The sequence below is a fragment of the Nonomuraea sp. NPDC001699 genome, from assembly GCF_053596455.1.
In genome coordinates this window covers 1-20,091 of the sequence record NZ_JBSFGF010000032.1, presented here as the reverse complement: position 1 = coordinate 20,091, position 20,091 = coordinate 1, and the positions used below count along the sequence as shown (strand labels likewise).

Genomic DNA, 20,091 nt, shown 5'->3' with positions numbered 1-20,091 from the left:
GATCACGCCCGCGCCTCGGGACGCAGCGCGCCGCGCAGCAGGGGACGGGCCGCCAGGGCGACGACCACGGCGGCCAGCACCCCGACGCCCGCCATGAGGACCGCCCTGGTGATCGCCCACGCCAGCGCCTCGACGGGGTAGACGTCCACCACGGTCAGGACCACCACGGCGACCCCCGAGACGGCCGCCACCACGCAGACCGGCAGCGCCGCGACGACCGCCTGCCGCACGAGCACCCCGCCCAGCGCCCGTTCCGGCACCCCGGCGGCGGACAGCGCGGCCAGCGAGCGGCGCAGGTCGATCAGCTCCTCCGCCTGGTGCACCACCAGCGCGACCGCCGAGGTCGTCAGGGCCAGCAGGAGCGCGATGTCCACCAGGGCGTGGGCCTGGGAGTAGCCGACGGGGGCCTGCTGGGCCCCGACCGCCGCGCCGAAGAACACCGTGAGGCTCACCACGGACAGGGCCCTGGCCCACGCCCGGGGGTCGGCCTCGACCAGCCGCGCGGCCAGCAACGCCTCCGGCGACCGGGCCCGCCGGCCGGTCCGGCGGGCCGACATCCCGATCAGCCAGGTCGTGGCCAGGGTCAGCCCGAACAGCATCATGACCAGCCCGGCCGTCATGGCCAGCACGGACCCGTACGGACCGGCCAAGGGGAAGCGGCCCTTCAGCCAAGCCCCGAGAACGTAGAGGCCGACGCCTGCCGCGAGGAGGAGCAGGTCCCGCACGCGCGGCCCCCGCACGCGCGCCCGGCGGGTCACTCCCAACGGGGAGACGACGACGTCCCGCCCGGCGCGCGCCCCCGACACGACCCCGCCGTACGTCACCAGGGCCACGACCACCGGCACCTGCGGCAGCGGGCCGCCGAGGTGGGTGACCACGTAAAGTGCGCCGCCCGCCAGCGACCCGGCCAGGGTCAGCAGGCCGCCCTCCAGGGCGCCCAGCCGCCGTACGTCGCCCGGTGTCGCGCCCGCCAGCCGCAGGGCGGCCAGCCGTCGTTCCCTGGTGGCCGAGGCCAGCCGGTTGGCCTGGTGGACCAGGCCGGCGACGGGCACCGCCAGCAGGGCCAGTGCGAGCCCCGTCAGCGAGCCGCCCTCGTCCTCGACGTCGGCCAGGCTGACGGCCGTGCAGACCAGGAACGTCGCCACCGCCGCGCCCGTCCCCACCAGCCAGGCGCGTACGCGCTCGGCCCGCGAGCGGCCCCTGTTCAACATCAGCAGTACGGCGATCATCGTTCCACCCCTTCCAGCACCGCTCCGTCGCGCAGGGGGATCTCGCGGTCGGCGTAGGCGGCCACCCGGTTGTCGTGGGTGACCAGGACGACCGCGGCCCGGCCGGCGCGGGCCGCGCCGAGCAGCGCGCCCATCACCTGCTCGCCGCCGAGCGTGTCCAGGGCCCCGGTGGGCTCGTCGGCGAAGACCACGCGCGGGCCGGTCACCAGCGCCCGCGCGATGGCGACCCGCTGCCGCTGCCCTCCGGACAGCTCGCCGGTGCGCTGCCCGGCGCAGTCGGACACCTCCAGCCGGGCCAGCCACTCGGCCGCGGCGGTCATCGCCTCCTGCCTGCCGTGCCGGTTGAACAGCAGCGGCAGCGCGACGTTCTCCGCCGCGGTCAGCTCGGGCACCAGCTCGCCGAACTGGAAGACGATCCCGAAGCTCTCGCGTCGTAACCTGGTCAGGTCGTCCTCGGGCAGGGTGTCGATGCGCCGGCCGTCGAGGACGACCTCGCCGGACTCCGGCCGGACGACCCCGGCCAGGCAGTGCAGCAACGTCGACTTGCCCGCGCCGCTCGGCCCCGTGATCGCGACGACCTCGCCCTCCGCGATCTCCAGGGAGACGCCGTTCAGCGCCCTGGCGCCGCCGAACAGCTTGCTCAGGCCCCTGGCCTCAAGCATCGTGGTCCTCCTTCATCCGCGCGAGCGCGGTCTCGATCCAGCGCAGGTCCGCGTCCAGGTGCTGGAGCGCGTAGTCGGCCGCCAGCACCTGGGCGGGCCCGCCGGACGCCTTCTCGGCGGTCAGCTCCCGCATGCGGGCCAGGTGCGCCTCGCGTTGCCGCACGAGATAGCCGTCGGCGGCCTTCCCCGCGACGGCGACCCGGGCGAACAGCGGGCCGGCGACGTACGGCGCCGACGGTTCGACGGTGTTCAGCCACCGGTCCAGCTCCGCCCGGCCGGAGTCGGTGATCGTGTACAGGGTGCGTTCGGGGCCGCCCTCCTGCCGGGTCTCGGCCACCTCCGCCAGCCCGTCGCGTTCCAGGCGTTGCAGGGTGGCGTAGACCTGCCCGTACGCCAGGGGTCTGGCGCCGGCGAGACGGTGGTCGTGCTCCTTCTTGAGCTCATATCCGTGTTTCGGCCGCTCGGCGAGGAAGCCGAGCAGCACGTGGCCGGTTGACATGATCACGACTATACATTCAATGAATAGTCGCGCGGCCGGGAACGGCGCCCTCAGACGAGCCGCGCCTCGTAGGCGGCGATGACCAGATGCACGCGGGTACGGGCGCCGAGTTTGGTCAGCAGGCTGCTGACGTGCGTCTTGACCGTGCTCATGCTGACGAACAGGGTGGCGGCGATCTCCGCGTTCGACAGGCCCCTGGCCACCAGGACGAGGACCTCGCGCTCGCGTTCGGTGACGTCCAGGCCGTCCGCCGTCGACGGCGGACGCACGTGGCGCTCGACCAGCCGCCGGGTCGCGCTCGGCGCCAGCAGCGACTCGCCGGACGCGACGACGGCCATGCTCCTGATCAGCTCGGCCGGGGGCGTGTCCTTGAGCAGGAAGCCCGCCGCGCCCGCGCGCAGCGCGCCGTAGACGTACTCGTCGAGGTCGAAGGTGGTCACGATGAGCACGCGGGTCTCCGGCAGGTCCGCGCAGATGCGGCGGGTGGCCTCGATGCCGTCCATCTCCGGCATGCGCACGTCCATCAGGACCAGGTCGGGACGTTCGCGGGCGGCCGCCGTCACCGCCTGCGTGCCCGTCGCGGCCTCGCCGACCGCCCGGAACCCCGGCGCGGAGTCGACCAGCCGCCGGAAGCTCGCCCGGATGAGCACCTGGTCGTCGGCCACCAGAACCCTGATCACAGCGGCAGCCTCGCCCGCACCCGGAAACCGCGCACGGGACGGGCGCCCGCCTCGAACTCGCCGCCGAAGACGCGCACCCGCTCGCGCAACCCGGTCAGGCCGTGCCCGTCGGGGCGCGCCCGGCCGCGCGTGCCGTCGTCGGTGACCTCCACGGTCAGCTCGTCCGCCCGGCGCTCGACGCGGACGACGGCGTGCCGGGCGCCGGCGTGCTTGAGCACGTTGGTCAGCGCCTCCTGGACGATCCGGTACACCGTCGGCTCCATCTCCCCGTCCACGGCGCCGTCGATGGACAACTCCACCTCCAGGCCCGCCGCCCTGGTCCGCGCGACGAGCGTGCCCAGGTCGGCCAGGCCGGGAGCGGGCGCGAGCTCGGCCTCGCCGTCCTCGCGCAGCACGCCGAGCAGCTGCCTGGTCTCCCGCAGGGCCGACCTGCTGGTCTCCTCGATCGAGGCCAGCGTGCGGCCCATCTCCTCCGCCTCGCCCAGGTGCCCCGCCACGCCCGCCTGCACGGCGATCGTGCTGAGGCTGTGGCCGATGACGTCGTGCAGCTCCCTGGCGATCCGCAGCCGCTCCGCCACGGCCTCGGCGCGGGCCCGCTCCTCCGCCTGCGCGGCGAGCTGCCCGGTGTAGAGGTTGCGCTGGCGTACGGCCGTGCCGGCGGCCCAGGCGGCGAGCAGGATCGCCAGCGCCAGCCCGAGCCGGTCGCGGACCGCGTCCGTCAGCGGGACCACCGCCACGCCCTGCACGGCGACCGCGCACGCCACCAGCAGCGGCAGCACGGCCCTGTTCCGCGTGGCCAGCGTGTACAGCGCGAGCGGCAGGCAGAGCAGCTCGGCGTGGGGAAGCAGGAACTCCCGCATGCCGAGCCCGCCCAGCAGGACGACCACGAACACCGGCCCCGGCCACAACCGCCTGACCGCCACGGGAAGGCCCGCCGCCAGCGCCGCCACGAGGTCCGGCACGCCCGGCTCGGACGGGTTCCGCGACCAGGTGAGCCCGGCGTAGGCGAGCGTGACGATCAGCGCGACGGCGGTGTCGACGGAAATCCAGCCCCAGGCCGGCACCCGGCTCAGCAGAGGAGGACGGATCTGTTGGCGCACGGTACGAACCTAGCCCGGCGCCCCCGCCGTCCGTATCGGTCTCAGGACCGATGCGCGCCGGACGGGCGGCCGTGAAGGGTGAAGGGCATGATCGAAGTCAACGGACTCACCAAACGCTTCGGGCGGACCCTGGCGGTGGACGACGTCACCTTCACGGTCCGGCCCGGCCGCGTCACCGGCTTCCTCGGCCCCAACGGCGCGGGCAAGACCACGACCATGCGCGTGCTCCTCGGCCTCGAACAGCCCACCGCCGGACGGGCCACCGTGAACGGCCTGCCCTACCGGGACCTGGACCGCCCCCTCACCCGGGTCGGCGCGCTGCTGGACGCGTCGGCGGTGCAGGGGGGCAGGCGCGCCGAACAGCACCTGTGGTGGCTGGCCCGCTCCAACGGCCTGGCCCGCGCCCGCATCGGCCCCCTGCTGGAGCTCGTGGGGCTCGGCGGGATGGGCGGCAGGCGCGTCGGCGGGTTCTCACTGGGCATGAAGCAGCGGCTCGGCCTGGCCGCGGCGCTGCTCGGCGACCCCGAGGTGCTGGTGCTGGACGAGCCCGCCAACGGGCTCGACCCCGAGGGCATCCGCTGGATGCGCGGCCTGCTCAGGTCGCTGGCCGCCGAGGGCCGCACCGTGCTCGTGTCCAGCCATCTCATCAGCGAGATGGCGGTCACGGCCGACCACCTGATCGTCCTGGCCGGGGGCAGGCTGCGTGCCGACGCCGGGCTCGGCGAGCTGGCCGGGCCGGGGGTCTCGCTGGAGGAGGCGTTCATGGAACTCGTCGGAAGGAGCGAGCGGTGAACGCCGTCGCGGCCGAGTGGATCAAGTTGCGGACCCTGCGCTCGACCTGGTGGGCGCTCGGCGTCGGGGTGCTGGTGTCGCTCGCGCTCACCGTGCTCGGCGCCGGCACCGTCATCTCGCGCTGGGACCCCGGCCGTACGGCCGACCAGGCGGCCATGGGGGTCGTGGTCGCCGTGTACGTGGGGGTGGTCCTGGCCCAGCTTCCGCTCGGCATGCTGGGCGCGATGACCGTCAGCGGCGAGCGCGCGTCCGGCATGATCGACGTCACGTTCGTGGCGATGCCGTCGAGAGGCCGGGTGCTGGCGGCCAAGGCGGTCGTGCTGGGCGGCGTCGCGGTCGCCGGCTCGCTGCTCATCGCGGTGCCCGGCTATCTCTACGGGCGGTCCGTCGCCGCCGGGTTCCACCCGTCGTGGCTGCCCGCCGGCTCGTGGACGATCGTCGCCGGCGGCACTCTGATGATCGTGGTGACCACGCTGCTCGGGCTGGCACTCGGCGCGATCCTGCGCAACGGCGCCGTGGCGACGGCGGCGCTGGTGGCGATCGTCCTGGTGCTGCCGTTCGTCGCCCGCATGCTGCCGGGCGGCGAGGTGGTCAACCGGGTCCTGCCCGCCTTCCCGGCTCTCCAGCTGATCGAGCAGGTGCCGGACGTCATGCCGACGTGGGCGGCGTTCGCCGTGTTGGCCGGGTGGGCGGTGGTCCCGCTGGCCGTCGCCGTGGTCGTCAACTCGCGCTCCTGACGCCCGCGAACGGCCGGGCGCCCTGCTCAGGGCAGGGCGAGGAGGCCGACCGCGACGGCGGCGGCGCCCAGGCCGACGAGCTGGCCGCGGTGGATGCGTTCGGCCAGCACACCGCGGGCGAGCAGGACCGTGCCGGCCGGGTAGAGGGCGGTGATCACGGCCACGACGGCCAGGTCGCCGCTGCGGGAGGCGAGCAGGAACAGCAGGTTCGCCACCGAGTCCAGCACGCCCGCGGTGGCCGACAGCGCGTACGCGGGCCGCTCGGAGCCCAGCCGGCGGCGCAGCAGCCCGGCCGCGGTCAGGGTGACCGCCGAGGAGACCGCGCGGCCGACGATCAGCGGCGCCACCCCGCTGTCGGACGGCGCCTGGTGCAGGAAGACGAGCTGGAGCGCGATCGCCGACCCCGCGCCGAACGCCAGCAGCAGCGCCGTGCGCGACGGACGCGCCGAGCCCCCGCCGTGACCGGCGCTGACGAGCACGACCGCCACCAGCGCGAGCGGCAGCCCCACCAGCCCGGCGGCGGACAGGTGCTCGCCCTGGAGCAGGCCCACGGCGACCGGCAGCGCGGCCGAGACCAGCGCGGTCACCGGCGACAGCACGTTCATCGGGCCGATCGCCAGGGTGCGGTAGAGCAGGGCGAACACGGCGGCCGAGGCCACCCCCGAGGCCGCGCCCCAGCCGAGCGCCGCCGGGCTGAACGACGCGCCGAGCATCGGCCACAGAAGCAGCTCGACCACGAGGCTGGCCGGGGCCGCGACCATCACGGTACGCAGCACATGGGCCCTGCGGGCGCCCAGGCCGCCGAGGAAGTCGGCGCAGCCGTAGGCGAGCGAGCTGCCCAGAGCCAGCAGCAGAGCGATCACGACACCTCCCGTGCCTTCAGCGGAACGACCAAACAGTACAGTAGAATGACCGCGACATGCCAACGGACCGACCGCGCAGTACATTGCACTGGTCTGCCTGCGAGGGAAGGTGAACAGATGGCCGAGCCGGCCCAAGCCCTGCGAACGGTCGCCCACAACGTCAGGGCCGCCCGCACCCGCGCGGGCCTGTCGCTGGAGGAGCTCGGCCGGCGCGCCCAGGTCAGCAAGGGCGCCCTGGTGGCGCTGGAGAGGGCGCAGGGCAACCCCAACCTGGCCACCCTGGTGCGGCTGGCCGACACCCTCGGCGTCCCGGTGTCGGCGCTGATGCAGGGGCCGCCCGAGGGTCGGCTGCGCATCGTGGCCGCCGACGACGTCACCCCTCTGTGGACCGGGCCGCGGGGCGGTCAGGCCACGCTCATGCTGACCACCGCGGGCCCGGTTCCGGTCGAGGTCTGGCGCTGGCGGCTGGAACCCGGCGAGGAGTACCCCAGCCAGCCCCACCAGGCCGGGGTCGTGGAGACCCTCAGCGTCGTGTCCGGGCGGATGACGCTGATCCTCGACGGCGTCGAGCACTCCGTCGAGGCGGGCCAGACCGCCACCTTCGACGGCGACGCCCCGCACGGCTACCGGGGCGCGGGCACCGGCGCCTGCTCCATGATCATGACGGTCCAGCTGCCTCCCGGCCCGTGGGCGCTCGGATCGGCCGCCGCTCCCTGACCTGATGGGCGGCCGTCAGGCCGCCAGCCGCTCGATGGCGAACGCCGACAGGAAGCCGACGGTGGTGATCAGCCCGGTCAGGACGTGCGCCTGCTCGAACGCCTCCGGGATCATGGTGTCGGCCACCATGGCCAGGATGGCGCCGGCCGCGATCGCGGTGATGAGGGCGATGGCCTCGGGGGAGGCCGTCCGCAGGGTCAGGTAGCCGGCCAGGGCCGCCAGGCCGCTGACCACGGCGATGCCGCCCCAGACGCCGAACACGTACGCGGGGCCGCGCCCGGCCCGTCTCATGCCGGCGGCGCTGGACAGGCCCTCCGGAACGTTGGAGACGAACACCGCCGCCACGACGGCGAGGCCGATCTCGCCGCCGTGCAGCAGGGACAGCCCGAGCACCACCGACTCGGGGATGCCGTCGAGCAGCGCGCCGACGGCTATGGCGGCGCCGCTGCCCTGCGCGTCGGCCTCGCTGGGCTGCTGGTCGCCGGAGCGTTTGCGGTGCCGGGCTCCGTGCCGCGCCAGCATCGCGTTGGCCGCCACGTACGCGCAGGCCCCCGCGAGGAAGCCGACGGCCGTGGGCAGCAGGCCGCCCGACCGTTCGGCCTCGTCCAGCAGCTCGAAGGAGAGCGCCGAGATCAGCACCCCGGCGCCGAAGGCCATGATGGTGGCGATCATCCGCGCCGGGACCCGTACCAGCATCGCCACGGCCGCGCCCAGGACCAGCGCGGCCCCGGCGACCAGCCCCCATGTTCCCGCTTCCAGCCACTCAGGCATGTGCACCACCCGTCTCGCGCGCTCGTCCGCGCCCCAGGTTCTCTCGTCCAGGTCCCGTTCGCCACCCGTCCCGGGTGGGCGTCCGTCCTGCGGCAGGCGTACGGTGACGCGGCCTCGCGGCCCCCTCTCCGCGAGGCCGCGTCCTACCTCCGCGCGCGGGGCGTCACCCGCTCGCGGAGGGCGTCGAGGCGGGCCATGGCCGGGGTGGCGGTGATGCCGTGCAGGACGACCGAGAGCACCACGGTGAAGGCCGTCACCGCCCACAGCTCCTCGGGCGGCACGCCGAAGTCGGCGTGACCCAGCGCGTACGCCAGGTAGAACAGCGACCCCACCCCCCGGATCCCGAACAGGGAGATGACCCGGCGCTCCCGGGGCCCGGCCCGGCCGCGGATCTGGGCGAGCCGGCCCGACAGCGGGCGGATGACCAGGACCAGCAGCAGGCCGACGAGGGCGCCGCGCCAGGTGAGCGGGGCCAGGCCGCCGGTGGCGACGAAACCGCCGAGCAGGAGCAGCAGCCAGGAGGTGAAGAGCCGTTCGAGCTGCTCGACGAAGCCGTGCAGGACGTTGTTGTAGCCGTGGCCGTGCTCGACCCGGCGGATGGCGCAGGCGGCGACGAAGACGGCGATGAAGCCGTAGCCGCCGGCCAGCTCGGTGACCCCGTAGGCGAGCAGGGTGGCGCCCAGGGCCACGAAGCCGTCGCGGCGCTCGGCCAGGCGCAGCTCCTCGGCGGGGGAGTGGAAGAACAGCCGGCCGAGCAGGCGGCCGATCAGCAGGCCGCAGACGACCCCGGCGACGATCCGGTAGAGCACGTCCGTCAGCGCCCACTCGCCCGTCCAGCCGAGCCCGCCGGCGGTGGCCAGGGCGATGGCGGCGTACACGATGGGGAAGGCCAGCCCGTCGTTCAGGCCCGCCTCCGAGGTGAGGGCGAAGCGCACCTCGTCGTCGGCGTTCTCGGCGTCGGCCGGCTCGCCCACGCTGACGTCGGAGGCGAGCACCGGATCGGTGGGCGCGAGCACGGCCCCGAGCAGCAGCGCCGCGGCGACCGGCCAGCCCAGCACGCCGGTCGCCGCGGCCGTGACCCCGGCGACGGTCAGCGGCATCGCCCAGCCGAGCAGCCGCCAGGTCGTCGACCAGCTCCGTAACCCGATCCTCCGGTTGAGCGCCAGCCCCGCGCCCATGAGCGAGACCAGCACGCAGATCTCGGTGATGTGCTCGACGGCCGCCCGGTGGGCGACGGGGTCGGGCTCGGGCAGACCGATCGGCAGCAGGTACAGCCCCATGCCGCCGAGCAGGTAGAGCAGGGGAGGGGAGAAGGCCCGGCGGGCGAGCAGGCCGGGCAGGACGGCGGCGAGCAGCGCGGCGGCGCCGCCGAGGGCCAGGACGAGATCGGGGGTGGACATCCCGGCCCCACTGCCCTGCGCAACTCACGACAATCTTGCTTTTTGCGTCCAAACCGCTCAGTATCGCCCGCAACGGGAAGCTATTGCCGCCATTGTCATATGGCGGCAATATGCACTAATTGCTACTTTTCTAACCCCTGAATTCCTGCATACCGTGACATGGCCCCCCAACTCCATGAGGAGGATCCGTGTCAAGGTCTCTCCGTGCCACGCTCTCCGTCGTCCTCACCCTCTCCTTCCTGCTGCTCACCTCCCCGGCCCAGGCCGCCGTGCTGGTCCGGGTCGTGCGGTACGACGCCTCCCGGTCGGCGGAGTTCGTCAACGTGGTGAACCAGGCGGCCCAGGTCTGGAACGCGAACGTGGTCAACGTCCGGCTCATGCAGGGCTCGCCCGCCAGCTTCGTGGTCCTGGCCGACGACGGCTGGCCCAGGACGCTGCCCACCGGCCTCGGCCGCGGCACCATCTGGATGGGCCGCCAGGCGGTCAACCAGGGCTACTTCCCGCTCCGGATCGCCACGCACGAGATCGGCCACATCCTCGGCCTGCCGGACCGCCGCACCGGGCTGTGCAGCGACCTGATGTCAGGCTCCAGCGCCCCCGTGAGCTGCACGAACGCCACCCCCAGCCCGGCCGAACGGGCCGAGGTGGACCGCAACTTCGCCGGCAGCGCCCCGGCGGTGGAGTTCGGCCGCGTGCACGAGGACCGCTGACCCCGCCCCGCCGTCCCGCCCCCGGTCCGGGTGGCGGGACGGCGTCGTTCCGCGAGACACCCCCGACGTGAGGATCCACGCATGCCCCGTTCGACAGCCGTCCTGTCAGTCCTCGCCGCCGTCGCCTCGGTCCTGACGGCCGGCGGATCGGCCGAGGCGGCGGCGGACGTCCCGTTACCCTCGGCGGTCTTCCGCGCCACGCACAACAGCTACTCGGGCAACATCGCCGGCGCCCGGAACTCGATCGCCTACCAGCTCGACCACGGCGTCCGCTTCGTCGAGCTCGACGTCCACGACAACGGGTACGCCACCGCCCGCGACTACTCCGTCGGCCACGACGCGCCCGGCGACGAGGTCGACCACGCGGGCAACCCGGCCTCCAACCTGCTCGGCGACTGGCTCGCGGTGATCGGCGACTGGTCGGCGGCGCATCCCGCGGCCGCCCCCGTCGTCGTCGCCCTCGACCTCAAGGACGACCTGACCGACAACCCCTCCCACGCCGCCGGCAACCTGACCGCGCTCAACCAGAAGCTCGTCTCCGCCTTCGGGCCGCGGCTGCTCCGGGCCGAGGACTACCCGGCCGTCCCGCCGACCGTGGACGCGCTGCGCGGCCGCGTGCTCGCGGTGATCTCCGGCGACGGCGGGACCCGCACCCAGTACAAGCGCGACGTCGGCGCCAACCCGGCCGTCGCGGCCAACAACCGCGGCCAGGTCGTGGAGGTGCACGACTCCGGTTCCGGGGCGCTGTGGTACTGGACCGGCAGGTACGGCGCCGACGGCCGCGTGACCTGGCTGCGCCACGGCCGGTACGACACCGGCGTGACCCCCGCCGTCGCCCTCAACGACAACGGCGACCTGGTCGAGGTCCACCAGTCCCAGAATGCCGCCACGCTCTGGTACCACGTGGGACGCCTGGACGCCGACGGCGAGATCACCTGGTCCGCCAGCCGTCAGTACGACAACGGCGTCCTGCCCACGGTCCGTTTCACCGACGCCGGTGGGACCCGGCTCCGCGAGATCCACCGCAGCCAGAGCAACAACCAGAACTGGGAGTGGACCGGCACGCTGGACGCCGCCGCGTCGAGCGTCGCCTGGACCGGCAACGCCAGGACCTCCGACGCCCGCCACGACAAGACCACCTCGGCCGGCACGGCTCCCCGCGTGCACGTGTGGACCGGCGCCGACGGCCCGACCCCGTCCGGCACCCTGCGGGTGGACACCGACGCGTTCACCGGCGACCGCATCCGCCCCCAGCAGGTCGCCTTCACCGAGTTCCAGCAGGGGAACAGCGCGGAGCTGCGGCAGGACGCGCTGTTCTACGCGGCGCCCGCCGGGCAGTCGGCGTTCATCATCCAGGCGCGGCAGGCGGGACGGCTCGTGCGCGGCTGGGACTTCGACTCGGCCGGCCAGGCCACCGATCCGCCGGCGAACTACCCGGCGGCCAACCGTCCCTACGACGCCTGGTACCAGGACCTGCTCACGCGGGCGGGCGCCGTCGAATGACCGGCGGGCGGGTCTCCTACGACGCCGGGACCGGCTGATCGGCCGGACGGCGGCGGGTCAGCACGTGGGTGCTGCCGCCGTCGTCCTCGGCGATGTCGCGTACGTGCTCGAAGCCGATCCTGCGCAGCACGGCCAGCGAGGCGAGGTTGGCCGGCGCCACGGTGGCGTGCACCTCCGTCAGGTCGAGGGCGTCGAAGCCGTGGGCGACGATCGCCTCGGCCAGCTCCCGGCCCAGGCCCGCGCCCCACACCTCGGGGGTGAGCGCGTAGACGAGCTCGTGGCCCGCCACCGTGTCGGTCGCCTTGATCTCGGCGTGGCCGATCAGCGCGCCGTCCCGGCGTACGGCCCACACGGCGAACAGGTCCTGGGCGTAGACCTTGCTGAAGATCCGGCCGAACAGCGCGCGGTCTTCGGCCTCGGTGGCGGTGCCGTCCCCCATCCAGCGCGTGACCTGCGGATTCTGGAACAGGGCGACGAAGGCTTCCTCGTCCTCGGGGACGTACGGCTCCAGCAGCAGCCGTTCGGTGCGCAGCGTCGGGGTCATGGTCATGAACGGCGAAGCTACTCGACCGCCGCCCCTTTTCACGACTGGTTTTCCGCCGGTCACCGGGCCTCCAGTTCGGCCGCCCGGCGCAGGTCCTTCGGGCGGCCCAGGGCGCGGCGCATCCCGATCAGGTCGTCCCGCGAGACGTAGTGGACCTCCAGGCCGTCCGGGCCGGTCGCGGTCACCGCGCGGTCCAGGCAGTCGCGGACCCGGAACCCTCCCCAGGGGAGCGCGGGGGTGCAGCAGTCGCCGCCGGCCCCGGGCGAGGTGAAGCGCACCTTCGGGCGCAGGAGGGAGTCCGGGTGCGCGGCCAGAGGGCGGCCCGTCTCGTCGCCGAGCCGGGCGCCGGCGGAGGCGAAGGCGCCGGCCAGGGCCGGGGCGTGGGCCGGGACGCCGTCCCAGAGCAGGTCGAGGTCGCCGGTCAGCTCGGCGGACCCGTGCATGATGCCGGCGACCTGCCCGATCACCACGGCCCGGACGCCGTGCCGGTGGAGGGCTTCCAGCAGCGGGAACGGGTCGAAGCCGAGGGCGCCGTCGGTGCCGATCGTGCCGGCGTCGTCGTCGGCGTCCTCGTGGCCCACGCCGGTGGCCCCCCGTTCCAGGGCCAGTTCGCGGGTACGTCGTGCGGCGGCGCGGAGGCGGTCCAGGGGTTCGTCGATCATCCGGACATGCAACACCGGCGACCGCCCGTGGCGCACGCGAATTTCCGTGCTGACTTGGCCGTGTGACCAACTTGGCCGATCGGCCACATTCCCCGCGTGGCGACCGCCGTCGCGAGCAGCTGGTGGAGACCGGGATCGTGTTGCTGGGGGAGCACGGATGGCCCGCCGTCACCACGCGGGCCGTGGCCGAGCGGGCCGGCACCAACCCCGGCCTGATCCACTACCACTGTCGGCCACCAGGTGGTGGGTCGTGTTCGCCGACAGGTCGGCGGCCGGGTCGGCGGCGTGCGGCCGGCTGCGCCCGCAGTTGCGCTGGTCGAACAGGATCACGCGGTACCGGTCCGGGTCGAAGCCGCGCCGCTGGCCCGGGGTGCAGTTCGAGCCGGGGCCGCCGTGGACGACCAGCGCGGTCTTGCCCTCGGGGTTGCCGCACGCCTCCCAGTAGACGAGGTGACCGTCACCGACGTCGAGCAGACCATGATCATAAGGTTCGATGGCGGGATACATCCGGCCACCGTACTAGGGGTGCGTGGTCTCCTCGTCCGTGTTCGCGGGGGCGCGGCTCATGAACAGTTCCAGCCGGGAACGGCCGTCCGGATGGTCGAGCGTGACCCGGTCGCACACGCGCTGCATCATCCACAGGCCCATGCCGCGCTGCGGCGGCCACGGCGGGACGCGGTTGAGGTGGGCGTCCGTCAGGGTGCCGCTCTCGTCCACGACGTGCACCGTCACGCCGTCGGGGTCGTTGCGGGCGCTCACCGTGCCGGGCGCCCGGGCGTGCTCCAGGACGTTGCTGGCCGCCTCGCTGACCGCCAGGACCAGCCCTTCCACCCGCTGCCCGTCGAGCCCCGCCTCCAGCGCGAAGGCGCTGATCAGGCCACGCAGCAGAGCCAGGTTCGTACCGATCGGCACGTGCAGTCCGAACGACTCGCCCATGGTCACCACCTGATTCGTCCCGTGGCCGCTCATCCCTCAGTGAGCAAATCCTAAGCACCTTGATACGACATTCGGCCGCAAAATCCTCGAAAGCCCTCCGGTGGACGTGCCGCGCCTGCCTAGGATGAAGGGCAACCGGGCATGGGAGGCAGCACGATGGCGATTCTGCCGCCAGTGCACACGGGCGACCACCTCGGAGCGCGCTTCGGCTCCGACGACGCCTTCCTGTCGGCCGCCGCCGAGTTCGCGCACGTCGGCGTCGCGGGAGGGGCCCAGGTGATGATCTTCCCCTCGCCCCGGCTGCGCGGCTCGCTCGGCGACCGGCTCGGCGCGTCCCCGCCGCTGCGGCGCGCGCTCCACGAGGGGCACCTGCACGTCATGGACACCGTCCAGGCGCGACACGCCGGCGGCGGGTTCGACGCCGGCCGCCTGCACGCCGCCTACCGGGACGCCGCCCTGGCCGCGACCGCCGCCGGCTACCCGGGCCTGTGGGTGGCCGTCGACATGGCGTGGGCATGCCCCGCGGGCCGTGCGGACGCCGTGGACGCCGTGGACATCGACGCGCTCGTCGCGTTCGAGGCCGCCGCCAACACCCTGTTCACCCTGGGGACGCTGACCGCCCTGTGCGCGTACGACACCCGCGTCTTCACCTCCGGGCACGTCTTCCGCGCCTGCCAGGCGCATCCGGCGATCGCCGAGGCGGCCCGCTTCGGCCACCGCGCCACCGCCGACGGCGACGGGCTGGCCTTCTCCGGCGAGGCCGACCGGTCCAACGCCCTGGCCTGGAACGCGCTGCTGTCCTCGTTCGACCCCGGCCACCACGTCGTGGACATCAGCGCTATGTCCTTCCTCGGCGTCCGGGCGCTGGCCGACCTGGCCGACCTGGCCGCCGCCGACCGTTCCCGGCCGCTCACCATCCGCGCCACCTCCAGCCAGGTCACCCGGCTGTCGCTGCTCAGGATCGACCGGCTCGCCGCCATCGAGGTCCTTCCCGCCCGGACGCCCTGACGCTCGGGGCGGGCTACCGGCCGGTCTCGTGCGGCGCAGGCGGGCCGGAAGGCGGGTCGGAAGGCGGGTCGGAAGGCGGGTCGGCAGGCGGGTCGGAAGGCGGGGCGCCGGAGGGGAACAGGATCGCGCTGAGCAGGTAGGGGGCGCGGCCGGGGGCCGGGGTGTTGCCCAGGCGGCCGCCCAGGACCGCCAGCAGGTCGGTCAGCATCGCGGCGAGCTCGTCGGGGCTGAGCCACAGCGTGCCCTGCCGGTAGGAGACCGAGTCGGCGACCGGGTCGGCGCCCTCGCGGCGCAGGTAGGCGTCGAACTCGGCGATCAGGACGGCCATGGCGGCGGCGAACCCCCTGCGGTGGTCGTCGAGCGACATCGCGGCGGCGGCGCCGGCGTCGATCGCGGGACGGTCCTGGCGCAGCCGGTAGCGGCGCTCGGTGGCGCCGCGTACGCGCTGCTCGCCCTCGACCTCCAGGAAGCCGCCCTCGGTGAGGTGGGCGACCTGGCGGTAGACGGTGATCTTCGGAACCTCCGGCATGCGGGCGCAGAGCTGCGCGATCGTCATCGTGCCCGCGGCGGACACGGCGTGCACGATGCGCAGCCGTACGGGATGCAGCAACTGCTCGACAGGATCCATGGCCCAACGATTTCATATGAGATACCGTTATCCAAAATGAAAACGTTCGGACGGCGGAGGAGGACGCATGCGAGACGTGCGGGGGCGGATGGTGCCGGTGAACGGACGGCACGTCTACGTCGAGGAGTCCGGCGACGGGCCCTCATGGGTGGTCTTCGAGGCGGGCGGCGGCTGCGGGCGCACCTGCTGGGACGCGGTGACGCCGCTGCTGGCGTCCAGGGCGCGGCTGGTGACCTACGACCGCGCCGGGCGCGCGCGCAGCGGCCCCGCCGGAGGGCCGCTCGGCATCGACGACCTGGCCGCCGACCTGGTCGCGATGACCGAGGCCGTCGTGCCGGAGGAGTTCGTGCTGGTCGCGCACAGCATGGGCGGGCTGGTCGCCCGCCGGGCCGCCGAGCGGCTCGGGCCCCGGCTGCGGGGGCTGCTGCTGGCCGACGTCCTGCCGGAGACCTCGCCGGTGTACGACACCTGGGACCGGACCACCGAGCAGGTCGACCGCATGCTGGCGGTGTCGCAGGCGCTCAGCCGGTTCCGTCCCCTGGCGCGGTTGTTCAGCGGGAACGTCCGGCGGTTGTTCCCCGCAGACACTTACCGGACCATGCTCGCCGAGGACTTCACCCCGGCCGGGGTCGCCCAGACCCGCAGCGAGGTCCGGGCCGTGGCCGCCGCGATCCCGGAGTTCCGGGCCCGGCCGCCGCGGCTCCCCGAATGCCCGGCGATCGTGTTGTCGGTGACCCGCGCCGCCCGTGGGCGGGAGCGTCAGCACGCCGCCAACCGCGAGCACCAGCGCCGTTACGCCGAGAGCCTGCCCGACGGGCGCCACGAGGACGTCTCCGCGGGGCATCTGGTCCAGGCCGAGCAGCCGCACCTCGTCGCCGACCGCGCGGCCCGCCTCCTCCACCACGCGTCCTGATCGGTGGCGCATCGGTGGTCACGTCCGGTCCTCGCAGGCCGCCTCGGCCGGGACGGGGACCGTACCGGGTCGTTCCGGACGAGGGCGTGCGGAGGAGGTGGTGAGGCGGCGGTCCGCCACGGCCACCAGGGCGGCGAGCAGCACGAGCGCCGCCCCCGCGGCCAGCAGCGCCCGCGGCCCCAGGACGAGCGCCGCACCGGCCGCGGCCGCCCCCACCGAGGACAGCCCCATCTTGAGCCCCACCACCGACACGAAGACCTGCGCCCGCGCCCGCGGCGGCGAGTACGCCGACCGTGCCGCCAGGCTGGCCGCGAACAGCGGCGCGTTGGCGAACCCGGCCAGCCCGAACGCCGCCACGGCCACCGGATAGACGGGCGAGAACGCGCACAGGGCCAGGGCGACGGCCAGGATCACCACGTGCCGGACCGTCAGCCGCTCCGGCTCCCCGCGCAACGGGAACGCCGTCACCGCCAGCGAGCCCGCGAGATTGCCCAGCCCGTACACCGCCGCCAGAGCCGCGCCAGCCGTCGCGCCGTGGCCGAGCCGGGCGCCGAACTCGACCGCGACCACGGTCAGCCCACCGGCGGTGACGGCGGTGAGCAGCGTGGCGACCAGCACCCGCCGCAGCGGCCCGACCGTGACCATGAGCCCCAGGGCCTGCCGCACCGTCATGGCCCCTTCACCCCGCCGAGCCGTCCCAGCCTTCGGCCCGTCCCCGCGCCATCCGCCCGCGGGCGGCGATCTCCGGCAGGCGGCTGCTCAGCCCGCCCGTCACCATCGGGCCGCCGGCCCCGGCGACCAGGAGCAGCGCGCCCACCACGGGCAACGGTGCGACCCCCATGAGCGCCGCGCCGGCCGCCAGCGCCGCTCCGTGCAGCGCGAAGGCCCCCGCCAGCAGCCGCCGCCCGTCGGCGGCCCCGTCCAGCCGGCGCGCCAGCCAGGGGCCGAGCAGATGGGGCACGGTCAGCAGGGCCACGAACAGGCCGCCGGCCGCGGCGCCCTGGGGGAGACGCTGGATCGCGAGCAGGATCAGGCACACGGTGGCGCCGCCGTCCACGCATCGGACCAGCGTCGCCGCGCCGACGTACCGGACCGTCGGCCATCCGGCGAAGGACGGCTCCGGCCTGAGGGTCTTCACGCCGACTCCATTCGGTAACTGATAAAAGGAAGAACAACAGTTACCGACTCTAGGTAGTCCCCTGGAATGCGGTCAAGGGCTCACGCGGGGAAGCAGTCGCCGGACGGGGCGAGCCGGGCCGACATGTTGCGTTCCATCATGCGCAGCGCCGCCTGCCCGAGATCCGGGTGGATGGACGCCACGCAGTCGGGCGGCACGGTCAGCTCGTAGTGCCGCACGTACGCGTCCAGCGCGCTGTACAGCACGCACTGCTCCGTCACCTGCCCCGCCAGGACGACCCGCTCCGCCCGGCTCTGGGACAGCAGGTACTCCAGGGACGTGCCGAAGAAGGCGCTGTGCCGCACCTTGGGCAGGAACGCGCACCCCGGCGGCGGCAGGACCGGCCGCACCAGGTCGGGCCGCCGGCCCTTCATCGCCCGCTCCTCGATCTCCCGCCGGTCGGCGGCGAAGTCGCCGTAGTTGTCATTGACGTACACGAGCTCGACGTCGTCCCGCTCGCTGGCCCGCGCGACCAGCTCCGCCAGCGGTTCGACGATCGGCTCCACCTGCCGCGCGAGCTGCTCGGCGTCCTGGTGCTCGTACGGGTTCAGCATGTCGATGACGACCAGCGCAGATCTTGCCATAACCCCTGTCCTGTCCAGGGGGCTGCCGTTTTATCCAGGACAAATCGGGGCAGACACCCCCGATCCCGTGCCGGGGGCCAACCGGCGGCCCCCGGCACGCTCACGGGGTGGTCAGTTGTTGTCGACGAACTGCTGGGCGAGGGTCCTGCCCAGCGTCACGGCCTGGTTGTGGTTCTCGATGGCCGAGACCTTCGTCCCCGAGCCGGTGAACACGATGTACGTGACGCCGGAGTCGGTGCCGCCGTTGCTCGGGTCGGGGTTGATGCCCAGGTCGGCGGCGGTGCGGTAGGAGGCCTCGCCGATGATCCCCGACGGGCCCGTGTCGCCCATGACCGCGTACTCCACCTGGCCGTTGTAAATGACGGCCACCACCGTCCCGCAGCCGATGCCCTTGGTCCGGTAGTCCCAGATCGAGCTGGGGCTCGGCACCACCATGTACGCCAGCTGTGCCGCGTTCAGCGGCGTGTCGGACGTGGTGTGGCAGAACGTGTCGGCCTGGAAGCAGCAGTCGGTGTTCTCGTTGCACTGCGTGGTGCGGACGCCGTCGCAGTCGATGTCCAGGTCGCCCTTCCAGAACACGCCGCCGGTCTTGCCGCACACCGGGACGGTCCCCGAGGAGACGTCGGAGTCGGTCTTGTACTTGCCGTTGGAGATCTGGGCGCACGTGGTGACCTTGGCGAGGAGCTGGTCGGCGGTGGGACCGCCGGTGCCGCCGGTCGCGGTGCCGGTGACCGCGGCGCTGTGCGCGGACTCGTTGCCCGCCGCGTCCACCGCCGTGACCGTGTACGTGTGCGTGGACCCGGAGGTCAGCCCCGCCACCGTGGCGCTCGCGGTGGGCGAGGTCGCCACCACGGCGGTGCCCTCGTAGACGCGGTAGCCGGTGACGCCCACGTTGTCGGTGGAGTCGGTCCAGGCCAGGGAGATGCTGGCGGCCGAGGCGCCGGTCACCCGCGGGCCCGCGGGCACGGTGGGCGCCTGGCCGTCGGGGCCGCCGGAGCCGCTGACCGACAGCCTGTCCACGTTCGGGCCGCCGTCGGCGCCGGTCCCGGTCGCGCGGACGGTGTTGACGCCGGCGTTCAGCGTCACGGTGGCGCGGGCGTCGGCCCAGGTGTCCCAGCTTCCGGTGCCGGGGAAGGCCAGGCCGGTCACCGCGGTGACGCCGTTGACGGCGATGTCCATCGGGCGGGCGACGGCGGTGCCGTTGGCGTAGCGGAAGGTCAGCGTGTGGCTGCCGGCCTCGGCGACGTTGACCGACCACTCGACGGAGCCGCCGGCGGCGTTGACGTAGTCGACGAATCCGGTGCCGGTGTAGCCGGTGTGGTTGGTGGCGACGCTCGCCTGGGTCAGCGTCGCGGCCTCGGCCTGGTATTCGGTGGCCGGGGCGTCGGCGGTGGTGGCCTCCAGGAAGTCGAGGTTGGGGTTGCCGCCCGCGGAGGCGGCGGTGACGCGGATCTTGTTGTCGCCCTGGTGCAGGGTGGCGGTGAGGGTGGAGGTCGCCCAGGTGTCCCAGTTCGCCGTCGCGCCGAACGAGCGCCCGGCCGACACGACCGTGCCGTTGACGGAGACGTCGGAGGTCCGGGCCGAGCCGGTGCCGTTGGCGTACCTGATGGCCAGGGTGGCGGTGCCGGCCGCCGGGGCGTTGACGGTCCACTCCGTGTACGGGCCGGCCGTGTTGTCGCTGTTGACGAAGCCGGTGCCGGAGAACCCGGCGTGGTTCGCCTCGACGGCGCCCTGGACGTTGGTGGCGTTCTCGGCCTCGTAGCGCACGGTCGCGGCGCGGGCCGGCAGCGCGACGAGCGCGGAGACGGCCAGGCACGCGGCGGCGATCGGGACGAGGGTGCGTAAGCGGGTTGCGAGCACGGTCACTCCCTCGGGGGCTATTGGATGGCGGAGCGGCGGATCGTGTCGGCGGTGCCGTCGCCGTTGTTGTCGGAGTTGGTCGAGCCGAACCAGATGGCGGCGGCGTTCGGCACCTT

Annotated in this window: 23 protein-coding genes and 2 pseudogenes; 8 read left to right on the top strand and 17 right to left on the bottom strand. The window is 73.9% G+C overall.

The window, feature by feature from the left end; genetic code table 11:
- Positions 1 to 2 precede the first annotated feature (2 nt).
- From ACWCSU_RS47435 to ACWCSU_RS47415, 5 genes are read right to left on the bottom strand one after another with little or no spacing between them, the layout of a single operon-like run.
- The gene (locus tag ACWCSU_RS47435; RefSeq protein ID WP_449943018.1) at positions 3 to 1,229 is read right to left on the bottom strand and encodes a hypothetical protein; all 1,227 of its coding nucleotides are present in this window, start codon (positions 1,227 to 1,229) and stop codon (positions 3 to 5) included.
- Complete coding sequence (locus tag ACWCSU_RS47430; protein ID WP_357705651.1) at positions 1,226 to 1,891, bottom strand: ABC transporter ATP-binding protein; 666 nt, start codon at positions 1,889 to 1,891, stop codon at positions 1,226 to 1,228. The genes ACWCSU_RS47435 and ACWCSU_RS47430 overlap by 4 nt, the downstream gene beginning before the upstream one ends.
- On the bottom strand, positions 1,884 to 2,390 hold the full coding sequence (locus ACWCSU_RS47425) for a PadR family transcriptional regulator (protein WP_397045461.1): 507 nt from the start codon (positions 2,388 to 2,390) through the stop codon (positions 1,884 to 1,886). Before ACWCSU_RS47425 ends, ACWCSU_RS47430 begins: the two co-directional genes overlap by 8 nt.
- 50 nt (positions 2,391 to 2,440) lie before the next feature.
- Complete coding sequence (locus tag ACWCSU_RS47420) at positions 2,441 to 3,070, bottom strand: response regulator transcription factor (protein ID WP_357705653.1); 630 nt, start codon at positions 3,068 to 3,070, stop codon at positions 2,441 to 2,443.
- Positions 3,067 to 4,170 (bottom strand): sensor histidine kinase, encoded by a 1,104-nt coding sequence (locus ACWCSU_RS47415; RefSeq protein WP_449943014.1) that lies wholly within the window; start codon positions 4,168 to 4,170, stop codon positions 3,067 to 3,069. The genes ACWCSU_RS47420 and ACWCSU_RS47415 overlap by 4 nt, the downstream gene beginning before the upstream one ends.
- An 87-nt stretch (positions 4,171 to 4,257) precedes the next feature.
- On the opposite strand from ACWCSU_RS47415, the gene ACWCSU_RS47410 reads away from it, so the two are divergent.
- Positions 4,258 to 4,962, top strand: a complete 705-nt coding sequence (locus tag ACWCSU_RS47410; RefSeq protein WP_449943011.1) for an ABC transporter ATP-binding protein — start codon at positions 4,258 to 4,260, stop codon at positions 4,960 to 4,962.
- Entirely contained in the window at positions 4,959 to 5,699 is a 741-nt protein-coding gene (locus ACWCSU_RS47405; RefSeq protein ID WP_397045467.1) for a hypothetical protein, read from the top strand. Before ACWCSU_RS47410 ends, ACWCSU_RS47405 begins: the two co-directional genes overlap by 4 nt.
- A 26-nt stretch (positions 5,700 to 5,725) precedes the next feature.
- Here the strand turns inward: ACWCSU_RS47405 and ACWCSU_RS47400 are convergent, their stop codons facing one another.
- Positions 5,726 to 6,562, bottom strand: a complete 837-nt coding sequence (locus ACWCSU_RS47400) for an EamA family transporter (protein ID WP_449943008.1) — start codon at positions 6,560 to 6,562, stop codon at positions 5,726 to 5,728.
- 117 nt (positions 6,563 to 6,679) lie between these two features.
- On the opposite strand from ACWCSU_RS47400, the gene ACWCSU_RS47395 reads away from it, so the two are divergent.
- The gene (locus ACWCSU_RS47395; protein WP_449943006.1) at positions 6,680 to 7,279 is read left to right on the top strand and encodes a helix-turn-helix domain-containing protein; all 600 of its coding nucleotides are present in this window, start codon (positions 6,680 to 6,682) and stop codon (positions 7,277 to 7,279) included.
- A gap of 15 nt (positions 7,280 to 7,294) precedes the next feature.
- Here the strand turns inward: ACWCSU_RS47395 and ACWCSU_RS47390 are convergent, their stop codons facing one another.
- Both ACWCSU_RS47390 and ACWCSU_RS47385 read right to left on the bottom strand, forming a co-directional pair.
- Complete coding sequence (locus ACWCSU_RS47390; protein WP_357705659.1) at positions 7,295 to 8,050, bottom strand: ZIP family metal transporter; 756 nt, start codon at positions 8,048 to 8,050, stop codon at positions 7,295 to 7,297.
- 143 nt (positions 8,051 to 8,193) lie between these two features.
- Entirely contained in the window at positions 8,194 to 9,450 is a 1,257-nt protein-coding gene (locus ACWCSU_RS47385) for a cation:proton antiporter (protein ID WP_449943003.1), read from the bottom strand.
- A 188-nt stretch (positions 9,451 to 9,638) separates the two neighbouring features.
- Between ACWCSU_RS47385 and ACWCSU_RS47380 the strand changes: the two genes are divergently transcribed.
- Complete coding sequence (locus ACWCSU_RS47380; RefSeq protein ID WP_449943001.1) at positions 9,639 to 10,160, top strand: snapalysin family zinc-dependent metalloprotease; 522 nt, start codon at positions 9,639 to 9,641, stop codon at positions 10,158 to 10,160.
- An 81-nt stretch (positions 10,161 to 10,241) separates the two neighbouring features.
- Complete coding sequence (locus ACWCSU_RS47375; protein ID WP_357705662.1) at positions 10,242 to 11,663, top strand: PI-PLC domain-containing protein; 1,422 nt, start codon at positions 10,242 to 10,244, stop codon at positions 11,661 to 11,663.
- A 16-nt stretch (positions 11,664 to 11,679) separates the two neighbouring features.
- On the opposite strand, the gene ACWCSU_RS47370 is transcribed toward ACWCSU_RS47375, so the two are convergent.
- Together ACWCSU_RS47370 and ACWCSU_RS47365 are read right to left on the bottom strand one after the other, a co-directional pair.
- Positions 11,680 to 12,213, bottom strand: coding sequence for a GNAT family N-acetyltransferase (locus ACWCSU_RS47370; protein ID WP_357705663.1), 534 nt, complete (start codon positions 12,211 to 12,213; stop codon positions 11,680 to 11,682).
- 53 nt (positions 12,214 to 12,266) lie between these two features.
- Entirely contained in the window at positions 12,267 to 12,869 is a 603-nt protein-coding gene (locus ACWCSU_RS47365) for a hypothetical protein (RefSeq protein WP_449942997.1), read from the bottom strand.
- Between the two features lie 62 nt (positions 12,870 to 12,931).
- Between ACWCSU_RS47365 and ACWCSU_RS47360 the strand changes: the two are divergent.
- Positions 12,932 to 13,048, top strand: a pseudogene (locus ACWCSU_RS47360) (hypothetical protein); the annotation flags it as partial.
- Positions 13,049 to 13,097: 49 nt separating this feature from the next.
- Here ACWCSU_RS47360 and ACWCSU_RS47355 read toward each other — a convergent pair.
- Together ACWCSU_RS47355 and ACWCSU_RS47350 are read right to left on the bottom strand one after the other, a co-directional pair.
- Positions 13,098 to 13,376, bottom strand: a pseudogene (locus ACWCSU_RS47355) (alpha/beta fold hydrolase); the annotation flags it as partial.
- A gap of 12 nt (positions 13,377 to 13,388) precedes the next feature.
- Complete coding sequence (locus tag ACWCSU_RS47350) at positions 13,389 to 13,805, bottom strand: ATP-binding protein (RefSeq protein ID WP_449942995.1); 417 nt, start codon at positions 13,803 to 13,805, stop codon at positions 13,389 to 13,391.
- Between the two features lie 156 nt (positions 13,806 to 13,961).
- Here ACWCSU_RS47350 and ACWCSU_RS47345 point away from each other — a divergent pair, with 156 nt between their 5' ends.
- Positions 13,962 to 14,813 (top strand): MEDS domain-containing protein, encoded by an 852-nt coding sequence (locus ACWCSU_RS47345; RefSeq protein ID WP_449942992.1) that lies wholly within the window; start codon positions 13,962 to 13,964, stop codon positions 14,811 to 14,813.
- A gap of 13 nt (positions 14,814 to 14,826) precedes the next feature.
- On the opposite strand, the gene ACWCSU_RS47340 is transcribed toward ACWCSU_RS47345, so the two are convergent.
- Positions 14,827 to 15,441, bottom strand: a complete 615-nt coding sequence (locus ACWCSU_RS47340) for a helix-turn-helix domain-containing protein (protein WP_449942989.1) — start codon at positions 15,439 to 15,441, stop codon at positions 14,827 to 14,829.
- 67 nt (positions 15,442 to 15,508) lie between these two features.
- Between ACWCSU_RS47340 and ACWCSU_RS47335 the strand changes: the two genes are divergently transcribed.
- The gene (locus tag ACWCSU_RS47335) at positions 15,509 to 16,354 is read left to right on the top strand and encodes an alpha/beta fold hydrolase (protein WP_449942986.1); all 846 of its coding nucleotides are present in this window, start codon (positions 15,509 to 15,511) and stop codon (positions 16,352 to 16,354) included.
- 18 nt (positions 16,355 to 16,372) lie between these two features.
- On the opposite strand, the gene ACWCSU_RS47330 is transcribed toward ACWCSU_RS47335, so the two are convergent.
- From ACWCSU_RS47330 to ACWCSU_RS47315, 4 genes are all read right to left on the bottom strand, one after another.
- Complete coding sequence (locus ACWCSU_RS47330; protein WP_449942983.1) at positions 16,373 to 17,026, bottom strand: MFS transporter; 654 nt, start codon at positions 17,024 to 17,026, stop codon at positions 16,373 to 16,375.
- Between the two features lie 7 nt (positions 17,027 to 17,033).
- The gene (locus ACWCSU_RS47325) at positions 17,034 to 17,492 is read right to left on the bottom strand and encodes a hypothetical protein (protein ID WP_449942980.1); all 459 of its coding nucleotides are present in this window, start codon (positions 17,490 to 17,492) and stop codon (positions 17,034 to 17,036) included.
- An 80-nt stretch (positions 17,493 to 17,572) separates the two neighbouring features.
- Complete coding sequence (locus ACWCSU_RS47320; protein ID WP_449942978.1) at positions 17,573 to 18,115, bottom strand: cysteine hydrolase family protein; 543 nt, start codon at positions 18,113 to 18,115, stop codon at positions 17,573 to 17,575.
- Between the two features lie 111 nt (positions 18,116 to 18,226).
- A complete protein-coding gene (locus tag ACWCSU_RS47315) occupies positions 18,227 to 19,975 on the bottom strand; it encodes a CBM35 domain-containing protein (protein WP_357705672.1) in 1,749 nt (582 codons plus the stop codon).
- Between the last annotated feature and the right edge of the window lie 116 nt (positions 19,976 to 20,091).

Bases quoted from the DNA above. Each gene is read 5' to 3' on its own strand.
- ACWCSU_RS47365 (WP_449942997.1), bottom strand. From the start codon at position 12,869: ATGATCGACGAACCCCTGGACCGCCTCCGCGCCGCCGCACGACGTACC.
- ACWCSU_RS47340 (WP_449942989.1), bottom strand. From the start codon at position 15,441: ATGGATCCTGTCGAGCAGTTGCTGCATCCCGTACGGCTGCGCATCGTG.
- ACWCSU_RS47430 (WP_357705651.1), bottom strand. From the start codon at position 1,891: ATGCTTGAGGCCAGGGGCCTGAGCAAGCTGTTCGGCGGCGCCAGGGCG.
- ACWCSU_RS47385 (WP_449943003.1), bottom strand. From the start codon at position 9,450: ATGTCCACCCCCGATCTCGTCCTGGCCCTCGGCGGCGCCGCCGCGCTG.
- ACWCSU_RS47435 (WP_449943018.1), bottom strand. From the start codon at position 1,229: ATGATCGCCGTACTGCTGATGTTGAACAGGGGCCGCTCGCGGGCCGAG.
- ACWCSU_RS47335 (WP_449942986.1), top strand. From the start codon at position 15,509: ATGCGAGACGTGCGGGGGCGGATGGTGCCGGTGAACGGACGGCACGTC.
- ACWCSU_RS47330 (WP_449942983.1), bottom strand. From the start codon at position 17,026: ATGACGGTGCGGCAGGCCCTGGGGCTCATGGTCACGGTCGGGCCGCTG.
- ACWCSU_RS47395 (WP_449943006.1), top strand. From the start codon at position 6,680: ATGGCCGAGCCGGCCCAAGCCCTGCGAACGGTCGCCCACAACGTCAGG.
- ACWCSU_RS47370 (WP_357705663.1), bottom strand. From the start codon at position 12,213: ATGACCATGACCCCGACGCTGCGCACCGAACGGCTGCTGCTGGAGCCG.
- ACWCSU_RS47320 (WP_449942978.1), bottom strand. From the start codon at position 18,115: ATGGCAAGATCTGCGCTGGTCGTCATCGACATGCTGAACCCGTACGAG.
- ACWCSU_RS47390 (WP_357705659.1), bottom strand. From the start codon at position 8,050: ATGCCTGAGTGGCTGGAAGCGGGAACATGGGGGCTGGTCGCCGGGGCC.
- ACWCSU_RS47425 (WP_397045461.1), bottom strand. From the start codon at position 2,390: ATGTCAACCGGCCACGTGCTGCTCGGCTTCCTCGCCGAGCGGCCGAAA.
- ACWCSU_RS47410 (WP_449943011.1), top strand. From the start codon at position 4,258: ATGATCGAAGTCAACGGACTCACCAAACGCTTCGGGCGGACCCTGGCG.
- ACWCSU_RS47345 (WP_449942992.1), top strand. From the start codon at position 13,962: ATGGCGATTCTGCCGCCAGTGCACACGGGCGACCACCTCGGAGCGCGC.
- ACWCSU_RS47375 (WP_357705662.1), top strand. From the start codon at position 10,242: ATGCCCCGTTCGACAGCCGTCCTGTCAGTCCTCGCCGCCGTCGCCTCG.
- ACWCSU_RS47350 (WP_449942995.1), bottom strand. From the start codon at position 13,805: ATGGGCGAGTCGTTCGGACTGCACGTGCCGATCGGTACGAACCTGGCT.